Annotated in this window: 18 protein-coding genes; 11 read left to right on the top strand and 7 right to left on the bottom strand. The window is 71.8% G+C overall.

Features of this window, described 5'->3' with window-relative positions; all coding sequences use genetic code 11:
* The first annotated feature begins 5 nt into the window (after window positions 1-5).
* The 5 genes from AH6_RS17615 (at window position 6) to AH6_RS46635 (ending at window position 6,436) form a co-directional block, all read left to right on the top strand.
* Window positions 6-566, top strand: coding sequence for an RDD family protein (locus tag AH6_RS17615; RefSeq protein ID WP_067481127.1), 561 nt, complete (start codon window positions 6-8; stop codon window positions 564-566).
* A gap of 955 nt (window positions 567-1,521) precedes the next feature.
* Window positions 1,522-1,842, top strand: coding sequence for a histone-like nucleoid-structuring protein Lsr2 (locus AH6_RS17610; RefSeq protein WP_067481077.1), 321 nt, complete (start codon window positions 1,522-1,524; stop codon window positions 1,840-1,842).
* Window positions 1,843-2,200: 358 nt separating this feature from the next.
* Entirely contained in the window at window positions 2,201-4,714 is a 2,514-nt protein-coding gene (locus AH6_RS17605; protein WP_067481074.1) for an ATP-dependent Clp protease ATP-binding subunit, read from the top strand.
* Window positions 4,715-4,893: 179 nt separating this feature from the next.
* Window positions 4,894-5,682, top strand: coding sequence for an N-acetylmuramoyl-L-alanine amidase (locus AH6_RS17600; RefSeq protein ID WP_067481071.1), 789 nt, complete (start codon window positions 4,894-4,896; stop codon window positions 5,680-5,682).
* Window positions 5,683-5,755: 73 nt separating this feature from the next.
* Window positions 5,756-6,436 carry a hypothetical protein gene (locus AH6_RS46635; protein ID WP_083983033.1) on the top strand — a complete coding sequence of 227 codons (681 nt, stop codon included), beginning with the start codon at window positions 5,756-5,758 and terminating at the stop codon, window positions 6,434-6,436.
* 53 nt (window positions 6,437-6,489) lie between these two features.
* Here the strand turns inward: AH6_RS46635 and add are convergent, their stop codons facing one another.
* Both add and AH6_RS17585 read right to left on the bottom strand, forming a co-directional pair.
* Window positions 6,490-7,458, bottom strand: coding sequence for an adenosine deaminase (gene add, locus AH6_RS17590; protein WP_067481068.1), 969 nt, complete (start codon window positions 7,456-7,458; stop codon window positions 6,490-6,492).
* Window positions 7,459-7,529: 71 nt separating this feature from the next.
* Window positions 7,530-8,114 carry a TIGR03086 family metal-binding protein gene (locus AH6_RS17585; RefSeq protein ID WP_067481065.1) on the bottom strand — a complete coding sequence of 195 codons (585 nt, stop codon included), beginning with the start codon at window positions 8,112-8,114 and terminating at the stop codon, window positions 7,530-7,532.
* A gap of 464 nt (window positions 8,115-8,578) precedes the next feature.
* Here AH6_RS17585 and AH6_RS17580 point away from each other — a divergent pair, with 464 nt between their 5' ends.
* Window positions 8,579-9,838: a PucR family transcriptional regulator gene (locus AH6_RS17580; protein ID WP_067481062.1), complete on the top strand. Its 1,260-nt coding sequence runs from the start codon at window positions 8,579-8,581 to the stop codon at window positions 9,836-9,838.
* Window positions 9,839-9,853: 15 nt separating this feature from the next.
* On the opposite strand, the gene AH6_RS17575 is transcribed toward AH6_RS17580, so the two are convergent.
* Window positions 9,854-10,762, bottom strand: coding sequence for an HhH-GPD family protein (locus tag AH6_RS17575; RefSeq protein ID WP_067481059.1), 909 nt, complete (start codon window positions 10,760-10,762; stop codon window positions 9,854-9,856).
* Between the two features lie 67 nt (window positions 10,763-10,829).
* Here AH6_RS17575 and AH6_RS17570 point away from each other — a divergent pair, with 67 nt between their 5' ends.
* Complete coding sequence (locus tag AH6_RS17570; protein WP_067481056.1) at window positions 10,830-11,489, top strand: hypothetical protein; 660 nt, start codon at window positions 10,830-10,832, stop codon at window positions 11,487-11,489.
* A 5-nt stretch (window positions 11,490-11,494) separates the two neighbouring features.
* Here the strand turns inward: AH6_RS17570 and disA are convergent, their stop codons facing one another.
* The 4 genes from disA to AH6_RS17550 all read right to left on the bottom strand — a co-directional run bounded on the left by disA (window position 11,495) and on the right by AH6_RS17550 (window position 16,061).
* Window positions 11,495-12,577, bottom strand: coding sequence for a DNA integrity scanning diadenylate cyclase DisA (gene disA, locus AH6_RS17565; RefSeq protein WP_067481053.1), 1,083 nt, complete (start codon window positions 12,575-12,577; stop codon window positions 11,495-11,497).
* Window positions 12,578-12,690: 113 nt separating this feature from the next.
* On the bottom strand, window positions 12,691-14,121 hold the full coding sequence (radA, locus tag AH6_RS17560) for a DNA repair protein RadA (protein ID WP_067481050.1): 1,431 nt from the start codon (window positions 14,119-14,121) through the stop codon (window positions 12,691-12,693).
* A gap of 76 nt (window positions 14,122-14,197) precedes the next feature.
* On the bottom strand, window positions 14,198-15,259 hold the full coding sequence (locus AH6_RS17555) for an alpha/beta fold hydrolase (protein WP_067481047.1): 1,062 nt from the start codon (window positions 15,257-15,259) through the stop codon (window positions 14,198-14,200).
* A gap of 103 nt (window positions 15,260-15,362) precedes the next feature.
* A complete protein-coding gene (locus AH6_RS17550; protein WP_067481044.1) occupies window positions 15,363-16,061 on the bottom strand; it encodes a class I SAM-dependent methyltransferase in 699 nt (232 codons plus the stop codon).
* Window positions 16,062-16,197: 136 nt separating this feature from the next.
* Here AH6_RS17550 and AH6_RS17545 point away from each other — a divergent pair, with 136 nt between their 5' ends.
* From AH6_RS17545 to AH6_RS17530, 4 genes are all read left to right on the top strand, one after another.
* Window positions 16,198-17,082 carry a sugar phosphate isomerase/epimerase family protein gene (locus AH6_RS17545; RefSeq protein ID WP_067481042.1) on the top strand — a complete coding sequence of 295 codons (885 nt, stop codon included), beginning with the start codon at window positions 16,198-16,200 and terminating at the stop codon, window positions 17,080-17,082.
* Window positions 17,079-17,840: a TetR/AcrR family transcriptional regulator gene (locus AH6_RS17540; protein ID WP_083983031.1), complete on the top strand. Its 762-nt coding sequence runs from the start codon at window positions 17,079-17,081 to the stop codon at window positions 17,838-17,840. Before AH6_RS17545 ends, AH6_RS17540 begins: the two co-directional genes overlap by 4 nt.
* 82 nt (window positions 17,841-17,922) lie before the next feature.
* Window positions 17,923-18,654: an ABC transporter ATP-binding protein gene (locus AH6_RS17535; protein ID WP_067481039.1), complete on the top strand. Its 732-nt coding sequence runs from the start codon at window positions 17,923-17,925 to the stop codon at window positions 18,652-18,654.
* Complete coding sequence (locus tag AH6_RS17530; RefSeq protein ID WP_067481036.1) at window positions 18,651-19,385, top strand: ABC transporter permease; 735 nt, start codon at window positions 18,651-18,653, stop codon at window positions 19,383-19,385. The genes AH6_RS17535 and AH6_RS17530 overlap by 4 nt, the downstream gene beginning before the upstream one ends.
* Window positions 19,386-19,544 lie beyond the last annotated feature (159 nt).

The raw sequence follows: 19,544 nt of genomic DNA, 5'->3' as shown, positions 1-19,544 counted from the left end.
TGGACATGGGTGGGGCGGCCTACGCGGCCCCCGGCGCGGTGGAGCAGGTCCTGGCCGAGCCGGGGCAGCGGCTGGTCGCCCGGATCGTGGACACGCTCGTGGTGGGCCTCCCCGTGGTCATGGCGCTGCGCGCGGCGGTGCCCGACGCCACGGTCGAGGCCGCCCTCGCCCCGCCCCTCGTGGCGGCGGCCCTGCTGCTGTACGAGACCGTCCAGCTGGCGCTGTGGGGCCGGACCCTCGGCAAGCGCTTCGCGGGCATCGAGGTCGTCCGGGCGGCTCCCCGGAAAGGCCCAGCGGGCCCTGGGGAGCCTGAGGGCCCGCCGACGCCCGATCCCGCGCGGCGACCGGGCTTCGTGCGCTCCCTGGCCCGTACGGCGGTCTACACGCTGCCGATCGCGGTCCGCCCGGTGCCCGTGGTGAGTTTGGTGGCCGCCGTTTTCTGGGTGGTGAACGCCGGCGCGATCCTCGAAGGGCTGCGCGCCAAGGGCGAACCGGCCCGGGGACGGCGCCAGGCCGTCCATGACCGCCTGGCCGACACTCTTGTGATCAAACGCCCGGCGGGCTGATCCGGCCGTCCCACGGGCGCAATGAGCGCCGGGCGGGATCGGCGTCCCACAAAGGGAACCCGAGAAGGCGGGCCGTGTAAGCGGCCGGTTATCTGCTTCCGCTAAGCGGGCCGCCTATGCGGCCCTGCTCGGCTATGCGTTCGGTAAGCGTTGTGCGGGGCGGTCCGGCGGCCCCGGCGATCGTGCGTGATTATGCGGTGGCTTCGGCGGCGGAAAACGGGTGCGGCCCCCGAACGGCCGCCTTGGGCGTTTAGACGGGCGGCGCCGGTCGTGTGCGCGGGAGCCGTCCTCCGGGTTCTTGGAGATCGGTCCGCCGAGGGACGCGGGGGTTCACGCCGTTGCGAACGTTGTGACATTGCGGACTTATCTCCGGTAAAACCAGGGCCGTCCCGCTTCGCCCGTGACTGGGACGCGGCCCTGTTTTCCGTCCCGCGCCCGCCGCCGCGTCAACTGATTTCGGCGGGGGCGGTCGCGCGGTTATCTGTTCACATCGTCCGGCCGCGGCGGCGGGCGGCGGCTGGCTCCGCCCCTCGGGGAGCATTCCGGTAGCGGTGCGGTTAGTGCCGTTACGTCAGGGTTAATCGATGGGGCCGGGGAGGGTGTTGTCCCCTCGTTAAGTCCCGTCCGGGCCCATTTCGCGGACCAGCGTCCCGGCCGGGGGAAAGCCCGTGACCCGGCGAAACGGGGCCAATGCATGATCGAAGAGCCTGGTCGCGGCGGGGTGCCGTGATCCCGGTCACCCCGAAATCGGACCCGCCATCGCCGGACAATTCATACCGCTCGTGCCGCGCCGCGGGGCCCGCCGGGCTCCGTCCGATGGATTCGCAGAGCATGATTACGATGAGTTACCGCAGGGGAAGAGAAGTTCATCGCGAGCGTTGAATTGTCAGCGCAGCAGATCGCGGTATATCTTTGCCAACCGAATGCAGTTTGCTCCAGCGAAAGGTCTGTCCCCATGGCACAGAAGGTTCAGGTGCTTCTCGTCGACGACCTCGACGGTGGCGAGGCGGACGAGACCGTAGCGTTCTCGATCGACGGCGCCTCCTACGAGATCGATCTCAGTGGCGTCAACGCAAAGAAGCTGCGGGATTCTCTGCAGCCGTTCGTGGAGAAGTCGCGTAAGGCGGGCACCGCCCGGCGCCGCCGTGCGCGCACCGGTTCCAACCGCGAGCGCAGCGCCGAGATCCGCGCCTGGGCCAAGGCCCGCGGCATCAAGGTCAATGAGCGCGGCCGTATCCCGCAGAATGTGATCGAGCAGTACGAGGCGGCCAACTGACGCGCGCGTCCGCCGGCGGCCCGTCTCCCGTGTGGGGCGGGCCGTTCGCTTGTGGCGTAGCGATTGGTGGGTTGGCGCCGCCGGGGCGAGGTAGACAGGTCCCATTCGGCGGCCGCGCCCCATCGTTTCCGCGTCACCTGCGAAAAGCCCCGTTCGCTTGCGGCGTAGCGGGAACATGACGCACCGATGCGGTAGTTGGATGAGACTGAACAGCGCTTAGCTGGGGAACGTCTTCTGGTGGGAGTGCACCGGGTGGCCTCCTCGGGGCAGGCGGCTAGTTTGATGGGTGCCAGCACCTGCGGATGGACAGGTCCGGACGTTCCGGGCCCTGCCCAACCGCTCTGTGAGGAGCGACGAGATGTTCGAAAGGTTCACCGACCGCGCGCGGCGGGTTGTCGTTCTGGCTCAGGAAGAGGCCAGGATGCTCAACCACAACTACATCGGCACCGAGCACATCCTCCTGGGTCTGATCCACGAGGGTGAGGGTGTCGCTGCCAAGGCATTGGAGAGCCTGGGGATCAGCCTTGAGGCGGTGCGGCAGCAGGTCGAGGAGATCATCGGCCAGGGCCAGCAGGCGCCGTCGGGGCACATCCCGTTCACTCCCCGGGCCAAGAAGGTGCTGGAGCTGTCGCTGCGGGAGGCCCTGCAGCTCGGCCACAACTACATCGGCACCGAGCACATCCTGCTGGGATTGATCCGCGAGGGCGAGGGCGTCGCCGCCCAGGTCCTGGTGAAGCTGGGCGCCGACCTGAACCGGGTCCGCCAGCAGGTGATCCAGTTGCTGCACGGCTACCAGGGCAAGGAGCCGGCCGCCTCCGGCGGTCCCTCGGAGGCCACGCCCTCCACCTCCCTGGTGCTGGACCAGTTCGGCCGCAACCTCACCCAGGCCGCCCGCGAGGGCAAGCTCGACCCGGTCATCGGCCGGGACAAGGAGATCGAGCGGGTCATGCAGGTGTTGTCCCGCCGCACCAAGAACAACCCGGTGCTGATCGGCGAGCCCGGCGTCGGCAAGACCGCCGTCGTCGAGGGCCTGGCCCAGAAGATCGTCAAGGGCGAGGTGCCCGAGACCCTGAAGGACAAGCAGCTCTACACCCTCGACCTCGGCGCGCTGGTCGCCGGCTCCCGCTACCGCGGTGACTTCGAGGAGCGGCTGAAGAAGGTCCTGAAGGAGATCCGCACCCGCGGCGACATCATCCTGTTCATCGACGAGCTGCACACCCTGGTCGGGGCGGGCGCCGCCGAGGGCGCGATCGACGCCGCCAGCATCCTCAAGCCGATGCTGGCCCGCGGCGAGCTGCAGACCATCGGCGCGACCACCCTCGACGAGTACCGCAAGTACCTGGAGAAGGACGCCGCGCTGGAGCGCCGCTTCCAGCCCATCCAGGTCGCCGAGCCGTCGTTGTCGCACACCATCGAGATCCTCAAGGGCCTGCGCGACCGGTACGAGGCGCACCACCGCGTGTCGATCACCGACGGCGCGCTGGTGGCCGCCGCGCAGCTCGCCGACCGCTACATCAGCGACCGCTTCCTGCCCGACAAGGCGATCGACCTCATCGACGAGGCCGGGTCGCGGATGCGCATCCGCCGGATGACCGCGCCGCCGGACCTGCGCGAGTACGACGAGAAGATCGCCGACGTGCGGCGCGAGAAGGAGTCCGCGATCGACGCGCAGGACTTCGAGAAGGCCGCCGCGCTGCGCGACTCCGAGAAGCAGCTCCTCACCGCCAAGGCGCAGCGGGAGAAGGAGTGGAAGGCCGGCGACATGGACGTCGTCGCGGAGGTCACCGAGGAGCTCATCGCCGAGGTCCTGGCCACCGCCACCGGCATTCCGGTCTTCAAGCTGACCGAGGAGGAGCAGACCCGGCTGCTGCGCATGGAGGACGAGCTGCACAAGCGCGTCATCGGCCAGGAGGACGCCATCCGGGCGCTGTCCCAGTCGATCCGGCGCACGCGTGCGGGCCTGAAGGACCCCAAGCGCCCCGGCGGCTCGTTCATCTTCGCGGGCCCGTCCGGCGTCGGTAAGACCGAGCTGTCCAAGACGCTGGCCGAGTTCCTGTTCGGCGACGAGGACGCGCTGATCCAGCTCGACATGTCCGAGTTCATGGAGAAGCACACCGTCTCGCGGCTGTTCGGCTCCCCGCCCGGCTACGTCGGGTACGAGGAGGGCGGCCAGCTCACCGAGAAGGTGCGCCGCAAGCCGTTCTCGGTCGTGCTGTTCGACGAGATCGAGAAGGCCCACCCCGACATCTTCAACTCGCTGCTGCAGATCCTGGAGGACGGTCGCCTGACCGACGCCCAGGGCCGGGTCGTGGACTTCAAGAACACCGTCATCATCATGACCACCAACCTCGGCACCCGGGACATCTCCAAGGGCCAGTCGATGGGCTTCGCCCGGCAGAACGACGAGCAGGGCTCCTACGACCGGATGAAGGCCAAGGTCGGCGAGGAGCTCAAGCAGCACTTCCGCCCCGAGTTCCTGAACCGCGTCGACGACACCGTCGTGTTCCACCAGCTCACCCCCAAGGAGATCATCCAGATCGTGGATCTGATGATCGCCAAGGTGGACGAGCGGCTGAAGGACCGCGACATGGGCCTGGAGCTCAAGCAGGAGGCCAAGGACCTGCTGGCCGAGCGCGGCTACGACCCGGTGCTGGGCGCCCGCCCGCTGCGCCGCACGATCCAGCGGGAGATCGAGGACAACCTGTCCGAGAAGATCCTGTACAACGACCTCAAGGCGGGTCAGATCGTGATCGTCGGCGTCGAGGGCTCCGGCGAGACGGCCAAGTTCACCTTCAAGGGTGTGCCGAAGCCGTCCACCGTCCCCGACAGCCCGCCGCCGATCGAGGGCGCGGTCAACTTCAACAAGGACTGACCCGTGGCGCCCGCCATGGCGGGCGAGGGTCGGAACGACGAGGACTGACCGCCGCCGCCCACGGCACTGCGAAGGCCCGCACCGGATCTCCGGTGCGGGCCTTCCGCGTTTTCCGGGCCGATGGCCGGAAACGGGCGATCGGCCCCCATGGATGATCAGCGCGTGTAGCGTGCGGTGCCATGGTGGCCTGGCGTGCGGTGAGTGTCGGAGCGGTCGCGGCGTCCGCGGTGGCGGCGGCGGTGGTGCTGCCGGTGGAGGGCGGGCCGTCCCGCCCGCAGGCGCAGGCGGTCGCCGCGGCGACCGCGCGGCCGCTGGCGGGCAAGGTCATCGTCATCGACCCCGGGCACAACGGCCGCAACTACAAGCACCCGAAGGTCATCAACCGGAAGGTGCCCGCCGGGCCGTTCAAGAAGGCGTGCGACACCACCGGGACCGCCACCGACTCCGGGTACGCCGAGCACGCCTACACCTTCGACGTGGCGACCCGGATGGCCCGCCTGCTGCGCGCCCAGGGCGCGACCGTGCACCTGACCAGGCCGAACGACACCGGCGTCGGGCCGTGCGTGAACCAGCGCGCCGCCCTCGCCAACAAGGTGCGCGCCCACGCGGCGATCTCCATCCACGCCGACGGCGCGCCCGGCAAGCGGCGCGGGTTCCACGTGATCCTGCCGGGCTACGTGAAGGGCTACACGGGGCCGATCGTCACGCCGTCCAAGTGGCTCGGCTACGACATCCGCTACGCCTTCCGGAAGGGCACCGGGCAGCCGTACGCGAACTACATCGGCCGTGACGGTCTGGACGTGCGCACCGACCTCGGCGGGCTGAACATGTCGAAGGTCCCGAAGGTGTTCATCGAGTGCGGCAACATGCGCAATGCCACCGACGCCGCGAGAATGCGCAGCGCCGCATGGCGGCAGCGCGCGGCCGTCTCGCTGGCGACCGGTATGGCGCATTACCTCAAACGCTGACAAATGTGACGGGCGCGGGCCCGTTTCCGGCGGCTGAGCGATTTTGTCGGACCCGGCCCGTAGCCTTTCGAACATGCGATCGAATCTGCTGGGCTCGGCTGCGGATTTCCGGCGAAACGGGCGGCCGTCGCGCCGTCCCGTCGACGCCCACCTCGCCCAACTGTTCCTGCGCGACCTGCGGGCGAGCGCGCCCCCGCAACTGCCGATCTTCCGCTCCCGCCTCCAGGGCGAGCTGCTCGCCCGCCTGCTGCTCGGTCCCGAGCGCGAGCACACCATGCTGGACCTCGCCGTCATGCTCCGCTCCGACCTCGGCTCGGTCGTCGGCGAGGTCGAGCGCCTCGCCCGCGCCGGGCTGCTGACCCTGCGCCGCACCGCCGCGGGCCGCCTGGCCGCCCGCGACACCGCCAGCCCGCTGCACGAGCCGCTCGCCCGCCTGGTGATGCTGACGTTCGGCCCGGCGGCCGTGGCCGCCGAGGAGTTCGGCGCGCTGCCGGGCGTCCGGCAGGTGCACCTGTTCGGGGCTTGGGCCGAGCGCTACGAGGGCACGCCCGGTGATCCGCCCGGCGACGTCGAACTGCTGGTGATCGGGACGGTGGCTCCGGAGGAGGCGTTCGACGCGGCGCAGGAGACGGCCGCGCGGCTGGGGCTGCCGGTGCACCCGGTGGTGCGGTCCCAGGCCGAGCTGGACGCCGACGCCGACCCGTTCCTGCGGGAGATCCGCACCGGCCCCCTGGTCGCCGTGCTGCCGGGGTGACCGTGCGAACGCCTTCAGCGGGCCGCCTGCGCGCCGGAAGCCGCCCGCGCGCTCTAGTGGAGCCAGGCGTCGATCTCGGCGTGCAGGCGGTCCTTGAGGGGCTCGGGGGCGAACGAGGCCGTCACGCCGTTGCGGGCCAGCTCGGCGAGGACGGCGTCGTCGTAGCCGAAGGCGTCGCGGACCAGCGCGTACTCCCCAGCCAGCGGCACCCCGGTCATGGCGGGGATGTCGGTGCTGACGGTGACCAGCAGGCCCGCGTCGCGCAGCCGGGGCAGGGGGTGCCCGGCCAGCGAGGGCGCGAAGCCGAGCATGACGTTGGACGAGGGGCACACTTCCAGCGGCACGCCCCGCTCCCGCACCTCGGCGACCAGGTCCGGGTCGTCCAGCACCCGGATGCCGTGCCCGAGGCGCTCGGTGCGGCCGTCGCCGAGGGCCTGGCGGATGCTGGCGGGCCCCTCGGCCTCCCCGGCGTGGTGCACCACGTGCAGGCCCGCCTCCCGGGCGGCGGCGAAGACCTCGGTGAACGGGTCGCCCGGGTACGCCTCGTCCCCGGCCAGGCCGACCGCGACCACCTCGTCGTGGCGGCGGGCCAGGTCGAGGGTGCTCCAGGCGCGCTCGACGGAGCGGCGGCGCGAGTGGTCGAGGATCAGGCGGCACTCCACGCCGAAGTCGGCGCGGCCCGCGCGCAGCCCGTCCAGGACGGCCGCCAGGGGCATGTCGAGGTCGCCGAGGCGCTCGCCGTGGGCGGCGGCGGTGAAGGACACCTCCGCGTAGCGGGTGCCCTGCGCGGCCTCGTCGGCGCAGAACTCGTAGGCCACGCGGCGGAAGTCGTCGGGGGTGCGCAGGCAGTCGCGCACCAGGTTGTTCTGCTCGAAGAACGCGGCGAAGCCGCCGAGCGGGCCGTCGGGCTCAGGCACCACGACGCCGTTGGCCGCCCCGATTTCCTGCAACGTGGCCCACCGCACGGCGCTCTCCAGGTGGACGTGCAGATGGGCCTTGGGCAAAGCAGTCAGATCGCGCACCGGCACACCGTAGGGCGTACCGCTGCGATCTTGCCACGCATTAAACGGGCCGGCCGCCGGGGCGCGTGCCGCTACCGGGCGTCGCGCCCGCCGAACGCCGCTATCTGCTCGTACAACGACGCGTCCTCGGGGGCGGGCACCTCGGGGCCGATGTGCTCGCCGGTCGTCTCGTCGGCGCGGTGCTCGGGGGTGAGGTTCTCGCGGCCCCACGCCAGGGCGTAGCGGCCGAGCTCGGGGTCGAGGTCGGTGGGCTGGCCGGTGGCCTTGGCGATGTCCCAGGCGTGCAGCACCAGCTCGGTGACCTGGCGGCCGAACGTCCAGGCCGCCGGGACCTCGCCGGACGCCAGCCGGACCGTGCCGTCGAACGCGCCCGGCCGCTGCCAGGACTTCAGCAGCGACTCGGCGGCGTCGATGTAGGCGTCGATCCAGTCTTCGCCGTCCGGGCCGGTGCTCGGCGGGTGCCGCTCCTCGCCGCCGCCGGTGACGGCGGCGAACCGCGCCACCTCGTCGACGACGTGGCCGACCAGCGTCCGCACGTCCCACGACAGGCACGGCGTGGGCTCGCCGGCCTGCTCGCGGCGCACCCGCGCGATGACCGCGCCGGTCTGGTCGAGCGCTCGGGTCAGCAGGGCGATGGGGTCGTCGGACGGGGACATGGGCCGCTCCCTAGTCGTGTGGCTCGTCCGTACCGACCAGGGGTTCCGGCCGAACTCATCGCCCGGACGGAAAAATCATGGAAGCGGCTCGGCCCGCACGTCGCCGACGGTCAAGGACGCGCGGGAATCGGCCTGGCACCGCCATGGATATGGAATACCAACGCGTTCTCGGCTCCAAGACCTACGACATTCCCGGCGACCAAATGATCGTGAAGAAAACCGGTGACAACGGCGTTCCGGCCGGTGGGTCTTCCCCTGCGGATACGTCGTCAGCGAGGGCTGGACCGGCGAGGAACCCCCGGTGGGAGGGGGTTCCTGACGGAACGGAGCGCCGGGGGCGCGTTGTCAGGAAAGTGACAACGCGTCCTTGGCGCGGCGTGTGCGCACTGAGTGTCGCTCCACGCCTTGAGTACCTACCTTCTAATACCGGAGCCCTTGTCGGCGTCTGGACGGAGGCGGTTGCGATGTCCGTGACATATGAGAATCCGGCGGGAGGGACCGCGCCGAGCGGGCTGAGCGACCAGCCCTGGCGCGAGGTCCCGGCCGCCGAAGCGGAGTGGATGCGGCCGCAGCTGCCCGCCGTCCAGCGGGCCATGGTCGAGGGCGTGCTGTTCCACGTCCCCGAGTACTCCCGCCCCGGCGACCCCATGTACCTGCGGGTCGTGGAGGCGGCCGTGGGGTACGCGATGGAGCACTTCGTGCGGATGATCGGCGACCCGGACACCTCGTGGAAGGAGATCCACCAGGTCTACTTCGACGTCGGCTACGGCGAGGCCGTCGAGGGCCGCAGCCTGGAGCACCTCCAGAACGCGATGCGCATCGGCTCCCGGATCGCCTGGCGGCACCTGTCGGTCGAGGCCGACCGGCTCGGCCGCCCGCGCTCGCTGGTCTCGCTGCTGGCCGAGGCGAACTTCGCCTACCTGGACGAGCTGTCGTCGGCCGCCGCGCACGGCTACTCCCGGGCGCGGGAGAAGGCGGCCGGGGAGCGCGAGCAGCGGCGCGGCCGCCTGCTGAGCCTGCTGCTGTCGGAGCCGCCCGCGCCCGCCGAGGTGATCGCCGAGCAGGCCGCGCTGGCGGGCTGGTCGTTGCCCCGGCGGCTGGCGGTGATCGTGCTGCAACCGCGCCCCGGCAACGGCGGCGAGGGCCCGGCGGGCCTGCCCCCGGACCTGCTGACGGGACTGAGCCACGGCCGTCCCTGCCTGGTCGTCCCCGACCCTGACGGGCCGGGGCAGGCCGACCGCCTGGCCGGCACCCTCGCGGGCTGGACCGGCGCGGTGGGTCCCTCGGTCCCCCCGGGCCAGGCGGGCACGTCGCTGCAATGGGCGCGCCGGGCCCTGGACCTGATCGTCAACGGGGTCGTGACGACCTCCGGCGGCCGTGGCGGAGGCCATCTGATCCGCGCGGAGCAACACCTGCCGAGCCTGCTGCTGCAAGAGGGCGGCGCACTGCTGGAGAGCATCGCAGCCCGCCGCCTGTCCCCCCTGACGCGGACACGCTCGAAGCACGGCTACCGCTTGGCGGTGACGCTGCTGGAGTGCCTGAAGAACGGCTTCAACGCGACGGGCGCGGCAACGGCCCTGTGCGTGCACCCCCAGACGGTGCGCTACCGCCTGGGCCAACTCCACGAGATCTTCGACTTCGACATAGAAGACCCGGAAATCCGCCTGGAGCTGATGCTGCTCCTGCACGTATGGATCCAAAGAGCCCCCGACCGCCCGACCTGACCTCGCTGGTTTCGGTCAGGTGGGGAGGGCGTAGCGGCCGTCGTCCAGGGGGTCTACCAGGCCGTCGGCTATCAGGCCGTCCAGGGCGCGTTCGCGTTGGGGCGCGTCCGACCACACGATGTCTAGGGCCGGTTTCTCCACCGGGCCCTCGGTGTTGCGCAGGACGGCCAGGAGGCGGCCTCGGCACTGGCGGTCCGTGCCGGTGTAGGTCTGGCCCTTGCGCGGTGGGCCGTCGTAGGGCGGGCGGCCTGCCAGTTGCCATTCGCATTTGTCGAGGACCGGGCAGTCCACGCAGCGTGGGGAGCGGGCTGTGCAGACCAGTGCGCCCAGCTCCATCACCGCTACCGACCAGCGCGCTGCGGTGGGCGGGTCCGAGGGGAGCAGGAACTCGGCTGTTGTGGTTTCTGCTCGGGTCTGGGTTTTGGGCGGGTACTCCACGCCGTTGATCAGGCGGGCCAGGACGCGGCGGACGTTCGTGTCCAGCACTGCGTGACGTTGCTGGTAGGCGAAGCTCGCGACGGCTGCTGCCGTGTAGGCGCCGATGCCCGGCAGGTCCAGCAGGGCCGCGTGGTCGTCGGGGACCTTGCCGTTGTGCCGTTCCACGATCGCCTGGGCGGCGGCGTGCAGGCGTAGGGCGCGGCGAGGGTAGCCCAGGCGGCCCCACGCGCGCACGGCCTCCCCGGACGGTTCGGCGGCCAGGGCGGCGGGGGTCGGCCAGCGGGCCATCCAGACGTCCCAGATCGGCAGGACGCGGACGACAGGGGTCTGCTGGAGCATGATCTCGCTGACGAGCACGCCCCACGGCGTCGCGTCGGGCGCGCGCCAGGGCAGGTCGCGGGCGTGCCGGTCGTACCAGGCGAGGATCGGCCCGGTGATCGAGGCGGGGGTGTGCCGCGGGGGAGCGGCCGGGGTGCTGGTCTTCATGACGACTGGCCATTGTGGCACGGCGGGTCGCCATGGCCGCCGCGGTCGGCGATTGCATACTGAACGTATGGCAGCGGACACCGAAAGTGACCACGACGGCCTGGGGTTCGACCAGTACTGGCGGCGGCGGGCCGTGGCGCTGGGCGGGCTGCTCGGCGTGGTCGGCCTGATGGCCTGGGCGTGCACCGCCGGTGGCGGGGACGACAAGCAGCCGGTGCGGAACGCGTCCGCCGTCGGGACGGCCGGCTCGTCGGCCGCGGCGGCGCTTCCCACGGCGATGCCGACGGTGACGGTCACCGCGCAGGTCACCGCCACGCCCGCGCCGGTCAAGAAGGACGGCGACGCCTGCGAGAGCCGGGACGTGGTGGTCAACGCCGCGATCACCCGCGACGTCTACGCCAAGGGCGAGAGCCCGCAGATGCAGATCACCGTCGTCAACACCGGAACCCGGGCCTGCACGCTGGACGTGGGCGCCAACGCCCTGGACGTGCGGATCACCTCGGGCAGCGACCGGGTGTGGTCGTCGGCGCGGTGCGCGCGGGGCAACGGCGCGTCGATCCAGATGTTGCGGCGCGGCATCCCCTACGTCGGCACCGTCACCTGGGACCGGCTGCGCAGCGGTGAGAACTGCCGCGGCGAGCGCGAGAAGGCGCGGCCGGGCACCTACGTGGCGACCGTGAAGTCCGCCAAGTTCAAGGTCAAGAAGCAGGTCTTCGCGCTGCGCTGACCCCGCTACACGTAGCGCTCCAGGATGGACGACTCGGCCAGCCGGGACAGGCCCTCGCGCACGCTGCGGGCCCGCGACTCGCCCACGCCGCCGACCGCCTGGAGGTCGTCGATGCTGGCGGCCAGCAACTTCTGCAGCCCGCCGAAGTGCTCGACCAGCCGCTCCACCACCAGGCTGGGCAGGCGCGGCACCTTCGCCAGCAGCCGGTAGCCCTTGGGGCTGACCGGCAGGTCGAGGGCGTCGGGGCCGGCGAAGCCCATCACCTCGGCGACCGTGGACAGGTCGAGCAGCTCGTTGGCCGACAGCACGTCCAGCGCCGCCAGCACGTTCTCCACGACGCCGGTGCGCGGGTCGGCCGACGGGTAGTCGCGCACGATCAGCTCGCGGTCGACGTCGACGCCCGACACCAGCTCGTCGAGCTGGAGCGACAGCAGGCGGCCGTCGGTGCCGAGCTCGACGACGTAGCCCTCGATCTCGTCGGCGATGCGGCGCACCATCTCCAGGCGCTGCACCACCGCCGCCACGTCGCGGACGGTGACCAGGTCCTCGATCTCCAGGGCCGACAGGGTGCCCGAGACCTCGTCCAGCCGCAGCTTGTAGCGTTCGAGGGTCGCCAGGGCCTGGTTGGCCTTGGACAGGATGGCCGCCGAGTCCTCCAGGACGTAGCGGATGCCGTCCAGGTAGAGGGCGATGATGTGCATCGACTGGCTCACCGAGATCACCGGGTGCGGCGTCTGGCGGGCCACGCGCTCGGCCGTGCGGTGCCGGGTGCCGGACTCCTCGGTGGGGATGGTGGAGTCGGGCACCAGGTGCACGGCGGCGCGCACGATGCGGTTGTGGGTGCTGTCGAGGACGATCGCGCCGTCCATCTTCGCCAGCTCGCGCAGCCGCGTCGCCGAGAACTCGACGTCGAGCTCGAAGCCGCCCGAGCACAGTTCCTCGACGAGCCCGTCGTAGCCGAGCACGATCAGCGCGCCGGTGTGGCCCCGCAGGATGCGCTCCAGACCGTCGCGGATCTGGGTGCCCGGTGCCACCGCGGCGAGCGTGGCCCGGCGTCGTTCGTCATGACCCTTGTCGTGTGTTGGCACCTGGCCCCCGGAGGTCGCTGGACGGCGTCAGTTTACCGACGCGCCCCGCCGATGGGTTCCTCCCCTGGTCGCAAGCGTGACGCCGGTGGCGTAATACTCTGGCGGGACCGCCGTCACGGCGCGGTGAAGGCCACCTGGAGCGCTTGGGTGAGACTGTCCACCTCCATCACTTTCATGCCTTCGTAGCTCATGAGCTGCGGATCGGCGCGTTTGAGCGGCGAGCCGCTGCCCAGCTCCAGCGAGCCGCGCGGCACCACCGCGTACTTGAAGCCGAGCCGGGTGGCCTCGGCCAGCCGCCGCTGCACGCCCGGCACGACCCGCACCTCCCCGGCCAGCCCGACCTCGCCGACCGCGATCAGGCTGTTGGACAACGACTGCTCGACGGTGGACCCGGCCACCGCCAGCGCGAGCGCGAGGTCCACCGAGGTCTCGGCGAGCCGCACGCCGCCGACGGTGGACACGTACACGTCCTGCTCGTGCATGGAGATCTTGCAGCGCTGCGCCAGGACCGCCAGCACCATCGCGAAGCGCGAGGTCTCCAGGCCCGAGGAGGCGCGGCGCGGCGAGGGCAGGTGCGACTTGGCGACCAGCGCCTGCACCTCGGCCACCAGCGGCCGCCGCCCCTCCAGCGTCACGGTCACGCAGGTGCCGGGGACCGGCTCGTCGCGGCGGGTCAAAAACAGGCCGCTGGGGTCGGACACCCCGACGATGCCGACCTCCGACAGGTCGAAGCAGCCCAGCTCGTCGGTGGGGCCGTAACGGTTCTTCACCGCGCGGATCATGCGCAGCCGGCTGTGCCGGTCGCCCTCGAAGTACAGGACGACGTCCACCAGGTGCTCCAGCAGGCGCGGCCCGGCGATCGCGCCCTCCTTGGTGACGTGGCCGACCAGCACCACGGTGATGCCGCGCTCCTTGGCGACGCGGATCAGGTTGGCGGCGACCTCGCGGATCTGGGTGACGCCGCCGGGCGCGCCGTCCACCTCGGAGGTGCCGATGGTCTGGATGGAGTCGACCACCATCAGCCGGGGCTCCACGGCGTCCACGTGCCCGAGCACCGCCGACAGCTCGGTCTCGGCGGCCAGGTACAGGTCGTCGGTGATCGCGCCGATGCGGTCGGCGCGCAGCCGCACCTGCTCGGCCGACTCCTCGCCGGTGACGTACAACACCGGCCGCCGCACGCCGGGCTCGTCGTCGGCGGGCCGGGAGGCCAGGGCCGCGACCTCCAGCAGCAGCGTGGACTTGCCGATGCCGGGCTCGCCGGCCAGCAGCAGCACCGCGCCGGGCACGTAGCCGCCGCCGAGCACGCGGTCCAGCTCGTCCAGGCCGGTGGGACGGCTCCGCGCCGACCGCACGTCCACCTTGCCGATCGGCCGCGCCGGGGCCGACACCGGCCCGGCCGACACGACGCGGGCGGGGGTGGCGCTGGTGCCGTCGATGATGGTGCCCCAGGTCTGGCACTCGCCGCAGCGGCCCACCCACTTGGAGGTCTGCCAGCCGCACTCCGAGCAGCGGTACGCGGCCTTCGCCGTCTTCGCCTTCGCCATGGCCCGAAGGGTAGAGGGCCCGTCGGACACTTCGCGCCCGACGGGCCGCCGCCCGGCCCGGGTCGGCCCTGCCGCGTCAGCCCTGTTCGAGGGACTTGCGGGCGCGCTCGACGAGGTCGCCGAGGTGGTCGGACACCACGCCGGGACGCTCCAGCATCGCCATGTGCCCGGCCACCGGGACGACCTCCAGGCGCCCCGACGGCACGCAGTCGGCGATCTTCAGGCTGTGCTCGACCGGGGTGAGCCTGTCGTTCTCGGCGCCGATCACCAGCGTGTCGGCCCCGGCCAGCGCGCCGCAGTCGCTGATCACGTCATGGGTGATCATGGAATGGAAGAAGTCGATCAGCGCCTCCATCCGCGTCTCGGCCATCATCTGCTCGGCGAAGGCGACCGCCGCCGGGCTCGCGTCCGGGCCGAACGCGATCAGGTCCTCCACCAGCATCGAGCCGGTGCGGCCCAGATGACGCACCTTCTCGATCACCGCCGAGCCCGCGCCGACCGCGCGCAACGAGCGCGGCAGCACCCGCTGGGTGATCCGCGCGACCGCCGCCGGCAGGCCCAGGGTGACCTCGCCGAGCGCGCCCGAGGAGGTGCACAGCAGGCCCACCGCGATCACCTTGCGGCCGATCAGGTCGGCGTACTCGTCGGCGAACCGCATGATCGTCATGCCGCCCATGGAGTGCCCGACCAGCACCACCGGGGTGTCCTCGGGGACGGTGGCGTCGATGACGGCCTTCAGGTCGTGCGCCAGGCGCGGCAGGCCGTAGTCGTCGCGCGCGCCGCCGTCGGAGCGGCCGTGCCCGCGCTGGTCCCAGAACACCAGGCGGCCGAGGCCGCGCAGGGCCTTGCGCTGGAAGTGCCAGGAGTCCTGGGTGAGGGTCCAGCCGTGCGAGAACACCACGGCGATGTCGGTGCGGTCCTCGCCGTCGATCTCGGCGTACAGGCGGGTGCCGTCGTCGGCGCGGACGGCCACCGGGCGGCCGCGCAGCGCGCCGAACGGCTCGCCCGCGTACGGGTCGGGGCGCAGGTGCAGCCTGCGGAGCGCGCGGCGCTGCGCGAGCAGCCCGGCTCCGGCGGCACCGGCGCCGAGCGCGGTGGCGGCAAGGATGTTGCGGCTGGTCTTGACGGCACGGCCCATGGTCCGACCTCCCCAATCGTGGCGGGATGCGCTGTGGATCGGACAATTGTTGTATATCCGGTCCAGTAGCGGCCACCCCGGGAAAGGGGATGTGACCGACTAGTCAGTAATGCCGCCACCAGAGGTTGACCGCGTAGTCCACCTCCAGGCCCGCGTGCTCGCCCAGGAACCGCGCCGCCAGTTCCTCGGGGAACTCGATGCGCAACACCGCCGCCAGGTCCTCCCGGCTCCGGAACGCCCACTTGATCATCAGCGGCTCGCGCTGGAAGCCGCGCCGCGTCCAGAACCGCTCCACCGCGGCCGGGTCGTAGGAGGGCAGCCCCTGCCGGAACCAGCCGCCGAACGTCGAGCGCGTCGCGTCGTTGTCGATGACGAACGCCGCGCCGCCACGCCGTATCACCCGGTCCAGTTCCGCCAGGCCCGGTTCGCAGCCCGGCCCGAAGAAGTAGGCCCACCGCACGTGCACGACGTCCACCGAACTGTCCGGAAGCGGCAGCGCCTGCGCGGCTCCTACACGCACCGTCACATTTGCCAGGTCGTGCACCCGACGCCGTGCCGCTGCCGCCAGACCCGCGTGCGGCTCCACGCCGACCACGCGCGCGGCCTCGCGCGCGAACATCGGCAGGTGGAAACCGGTGCCGCAGCCCAGGTCGAGCACCGTCGCGCCGGACCACGGCCGTAGCCTCCGCATCGCCGACTCCAGCGCGCCGTCGGGGTCGACGGCACGGTTCTCGATCTCGTAGACCTGCGGGGAGTTCCAGATGTTGGGGCTCGGCACGGCCCCCGGAGCGATCTCGGCCACGGGGACAGAGCGTAGCCAGCGCGCGTTCCCGGGGCGTGTCAAGAAATGAGGATCACCCGATGGCGGTGGTCTCTTCACCGCCCCGGGCGCATAGGCTTTTGCCGAACACAGCCGAGCGACCATCTGGCAGGGAGCCTTGACCCCGCAGCACAACGGCGCCGTTCCACCCGCGATCCGCGTCCCCGACGCGCCCATCACGCTGTCCACCGCGTCGGTCTACCCGGAGAAGGTGCCCAGCGCGTTCGAGATCGCCGCGCTGCTCGGCTACGACGGCGTCGAGGTCATGGTCTCGACCGACGCCTCCTCCCAGGACCTGAACGTCCTGCGCCGCCTGTCGGACTACCACCAGATGCCGATCAGGTCGATCCACGCGCCCTGCCTGCTGCTCACCCAGCGGGTGTGGGGGCGCGACCCGTGGGGCAAGCTCGTGCGCTCCAAGGAGGTCGCCGAGGAGCTGGGGGCCGAGGTCGTCGTCGTGCACCCGCCGTTCCGGTGGCAGCGCGAGTACGCGCGCGAGTTCGTCGAGGGCCTGTCCCGCATGCAGGACGAGACCGACGTGCGGTTCTGCGTGGAGAACATGTTCCCCCTCAAGGCGCGCGGCGCGGAGGCGGGCATGTACCTGCCCGACTGGAACCCCGTCGACCAGGACTTCCCCTTCGTGACGCTGGACCTGTCGCACACGGCGGTCTCGGGCTCGGACGCGCTGGAGATGGCCGGGCAGCTCGGCGACCGGCTGCGGCACATCCACCTGGCCGACGGCCTCGGCGTCACCAACAAGGACGAGCACCTGGTGCCGGGGCGCGGCAACCAGCCGTGCGGCCCGATGCTGGAGAGCCTGGCCGAGAGCGCGTTCAAGGGTCACATCGTCCTGGAGGTCAACACGCGCCGGGCCGACACCCGCGAGGAGCGGGTGGAGGACCTGGCCGAGGCGCTGGCCTTCGCGCGCCTGCACCTGGCGGCGGCCGACCGGACGTGGGAGGTCAGCTCCACCGGCGAGATCTCCCAGCGCGGCGCCCGATGACCGAGACGCCGGGGCCCGACACCGCCGAGGAGCAGCGCACCGGCGGTGTACGGCAGGACGGCGGGCGGCGGGACGGCGACGGGCGGCCGGACGCTGGCGCGCCCGCGGGGGAGAAGCCGCCGCCCGGCCGCGGCACGCTCGACATCGGCTCCAAGGGTGGCTTCGGAGGCGAGCCGAAGCGGCGGCGCGGCCGTCCGCCCGGTAGGCGGCCCGGCCAGTCCGAGACGCGCGAGGCGATCCTGGCGGCCGCCCGCGAGCTGTTCGCCGAGAAGGGCTACGACGGGGCGTCGATGCGCGCCATCGCGCGTGAGGCCGGGGTGGACGCCGCCCTGGTGCACCACTTCTTCGGCAACAAGGAAGGCGTGTTCATCGCGGCCATGCGCTTCCCGGTGGACCCGGGCGAGCTGCTGCCGCGCATCATGTCCGCTCCCCGGGACCAGCTCGGCGAGACGATGGCGCGGGTCTTCCTGTCGGTCTGGGACGACCCCGAGAGCCGCGCGCCGATCCTGGCGATGTTGCGGTCGGCGATGACCAACGAGAAGGCCGCGGCGATGATGCGCCAGTTCGTGTCGGCGGCGCTGTTCGCGCGCGCCGCCGAACTGCACGACATCCCGCTGGTCCGGGTGAACGCCGCCGTGGGGCAGATGCTCGGCGTGGCGATCCTGCGCTACGTGCTCCGGGTCGAGCCGATCGCCTCGGCCTCGCCGGACGAGCTGGTCGGGCTGCTGGCCCCGGCCCTCCAGCACTACCTGGCCTGACCTCCTTTTCGGCCAGGTCAAAAGCCCTTTAGGTGCTTCGACGCCCCTTGACGTCCTCGCACGCCCGACTTAAATTCATCACATGATGAATAAGAGCCCGGCCGTGAGCGTCCACGGGCTGCGCGTGGTGCGCGGCGGCCGCGAGGTGTTGCACGACCTCTCCTTCGACGTGCCGCGCGGCTCGGTGGTCGGGCTGCTGGGGCCCAGCGGCTGCGGCAAGACCACGCTGCTGCGCGCCCTGGTCGGCGTGCAGATCGTCGCCGGCGGCACGGTGATCGTGCTGGGCGAGCCCGCCGGCTCGCCCGCGCTGCGCCGCCGCGTCGGCTACGCCACCCAGAAGCCCGCCGTGTACGCCGACCTGAGCGTCCGCGAAAACCTGCGCTACTTCGCCGCCGTCCTGCGCGCGCCCCGCTCCGACGCCGACCGCGTCACCGACGAGGTGGGCCTGGGCGACGCCCGCGACCAGCTCGCCTCCACCCTGTCCGGCGGCCAGCTCAGCCGCGCCAACCTCGCCGTCGCGCTGCTCGGCGCGCCCGAGCTGCTGGTGCTGGACGAGCCGACGGTGGGCCTGGACCCGGTGCTGCGGCGGGAGCTCTGGGACCTGTTCCACGACCTGGCCGGGCGCGGCACCACCCTGGTCGTCTCCAGCCACGTGATGGACGAGGCGGGCCGCACCGACCGGCTGCTGCTGATGCGCGAGGGCACGATCCTCGCCGACGGCGGCCCCGCGGCGCTGCGCGAGCGCACCGGCGCCCCCGACCTGGAGGCCGCCTTCCTGCGCCTGATCGAGCAGGCCGCCGGGAGCCCCGCATGAACCCCGCGATCACCCTGGCGACCACGCGCCGCATCCTGTCCCAGCTCCGGCACGACCACCGCACCCTGGGCATGCTGGTCGGCGTCCCGAGCCTGCTGATGATCCTGCTGCGCTACGTGTTCGACCGCCCGGAGCGCTTCGACGCGCTCGGGCCCCTGCTGCTGGGGCTGTTCCCGTTCGTGGTGATGTTCGTGGTGGCGAGCGTCGGCACGCTGCGCGAGCGCACCGGCGGCACGCTGGAACGCCTGATGACCATGCCCGCCGGGCGGCTCGACCTGCTGCTCGGCTACGCGCTGGCGTTCGGCCTGGTGGCCCTGGTCCAGGTGGGCGTGGTGCTGGCGATCTCGCTGACGTGGCTGGGCCTGGACCTGGCGGGGTCGGTGGCCTCCCTGGTGCTGGTGGCGGTGCTGGACGCGCTGCTGGGGATGGCGCTGGGCCTGTTCGCGAGCGCGTTCGCCCGCACGGAGTTCCAGGCGGTGCAGTTCATGCCCGCCTTCGTGCTGCCGCAGGTGCTGCTGTGCGGCCTGATCATGCCCCGCGACCAGATGGCGTCCTGGCTGGAGGCGGTCTCCACCGTGTTGCCGCTGACCTACGCGGTGGAGGCGATGCAGGAGGTGGCCCGCCGCCCACAGGTGACGGGCACCCTGGTGACCGACATGGCGATCATCGCGGGCTGCACCCTGCTGGCCCTGCTACTGGGCGCCGCGACCCTGCGCCGCCGCACCCCCTGACCGCTGACCTGGGTAAACGGGGGACAGTGACCCGAGAAGAGGGATGACGGCGACCTGGAAAGAGGGGGAGGGCGGCCTGAGGGGAGGGGGGACGGCGACCTGCGGTTTTGTGGTGGCTTGTGGACGGTGGGTGGTGATGGCGAAAGGGCCCATCTGGGC

This window comes from Actinomadura hibisca NBRC 15177 (assembly GCF_001552635.1).
In the GTDB taxonomy this organism is placed as follows: domain Bacteria; phylum Actinomycetota; class Actinomycetes; order Streptosporangiales; family Streptosporangiaceae; genus Spirillospora; species Spirillospora hibisca.
This window is presented reverse-complemented; position numbering and strand designations above follow the sequence as displayed.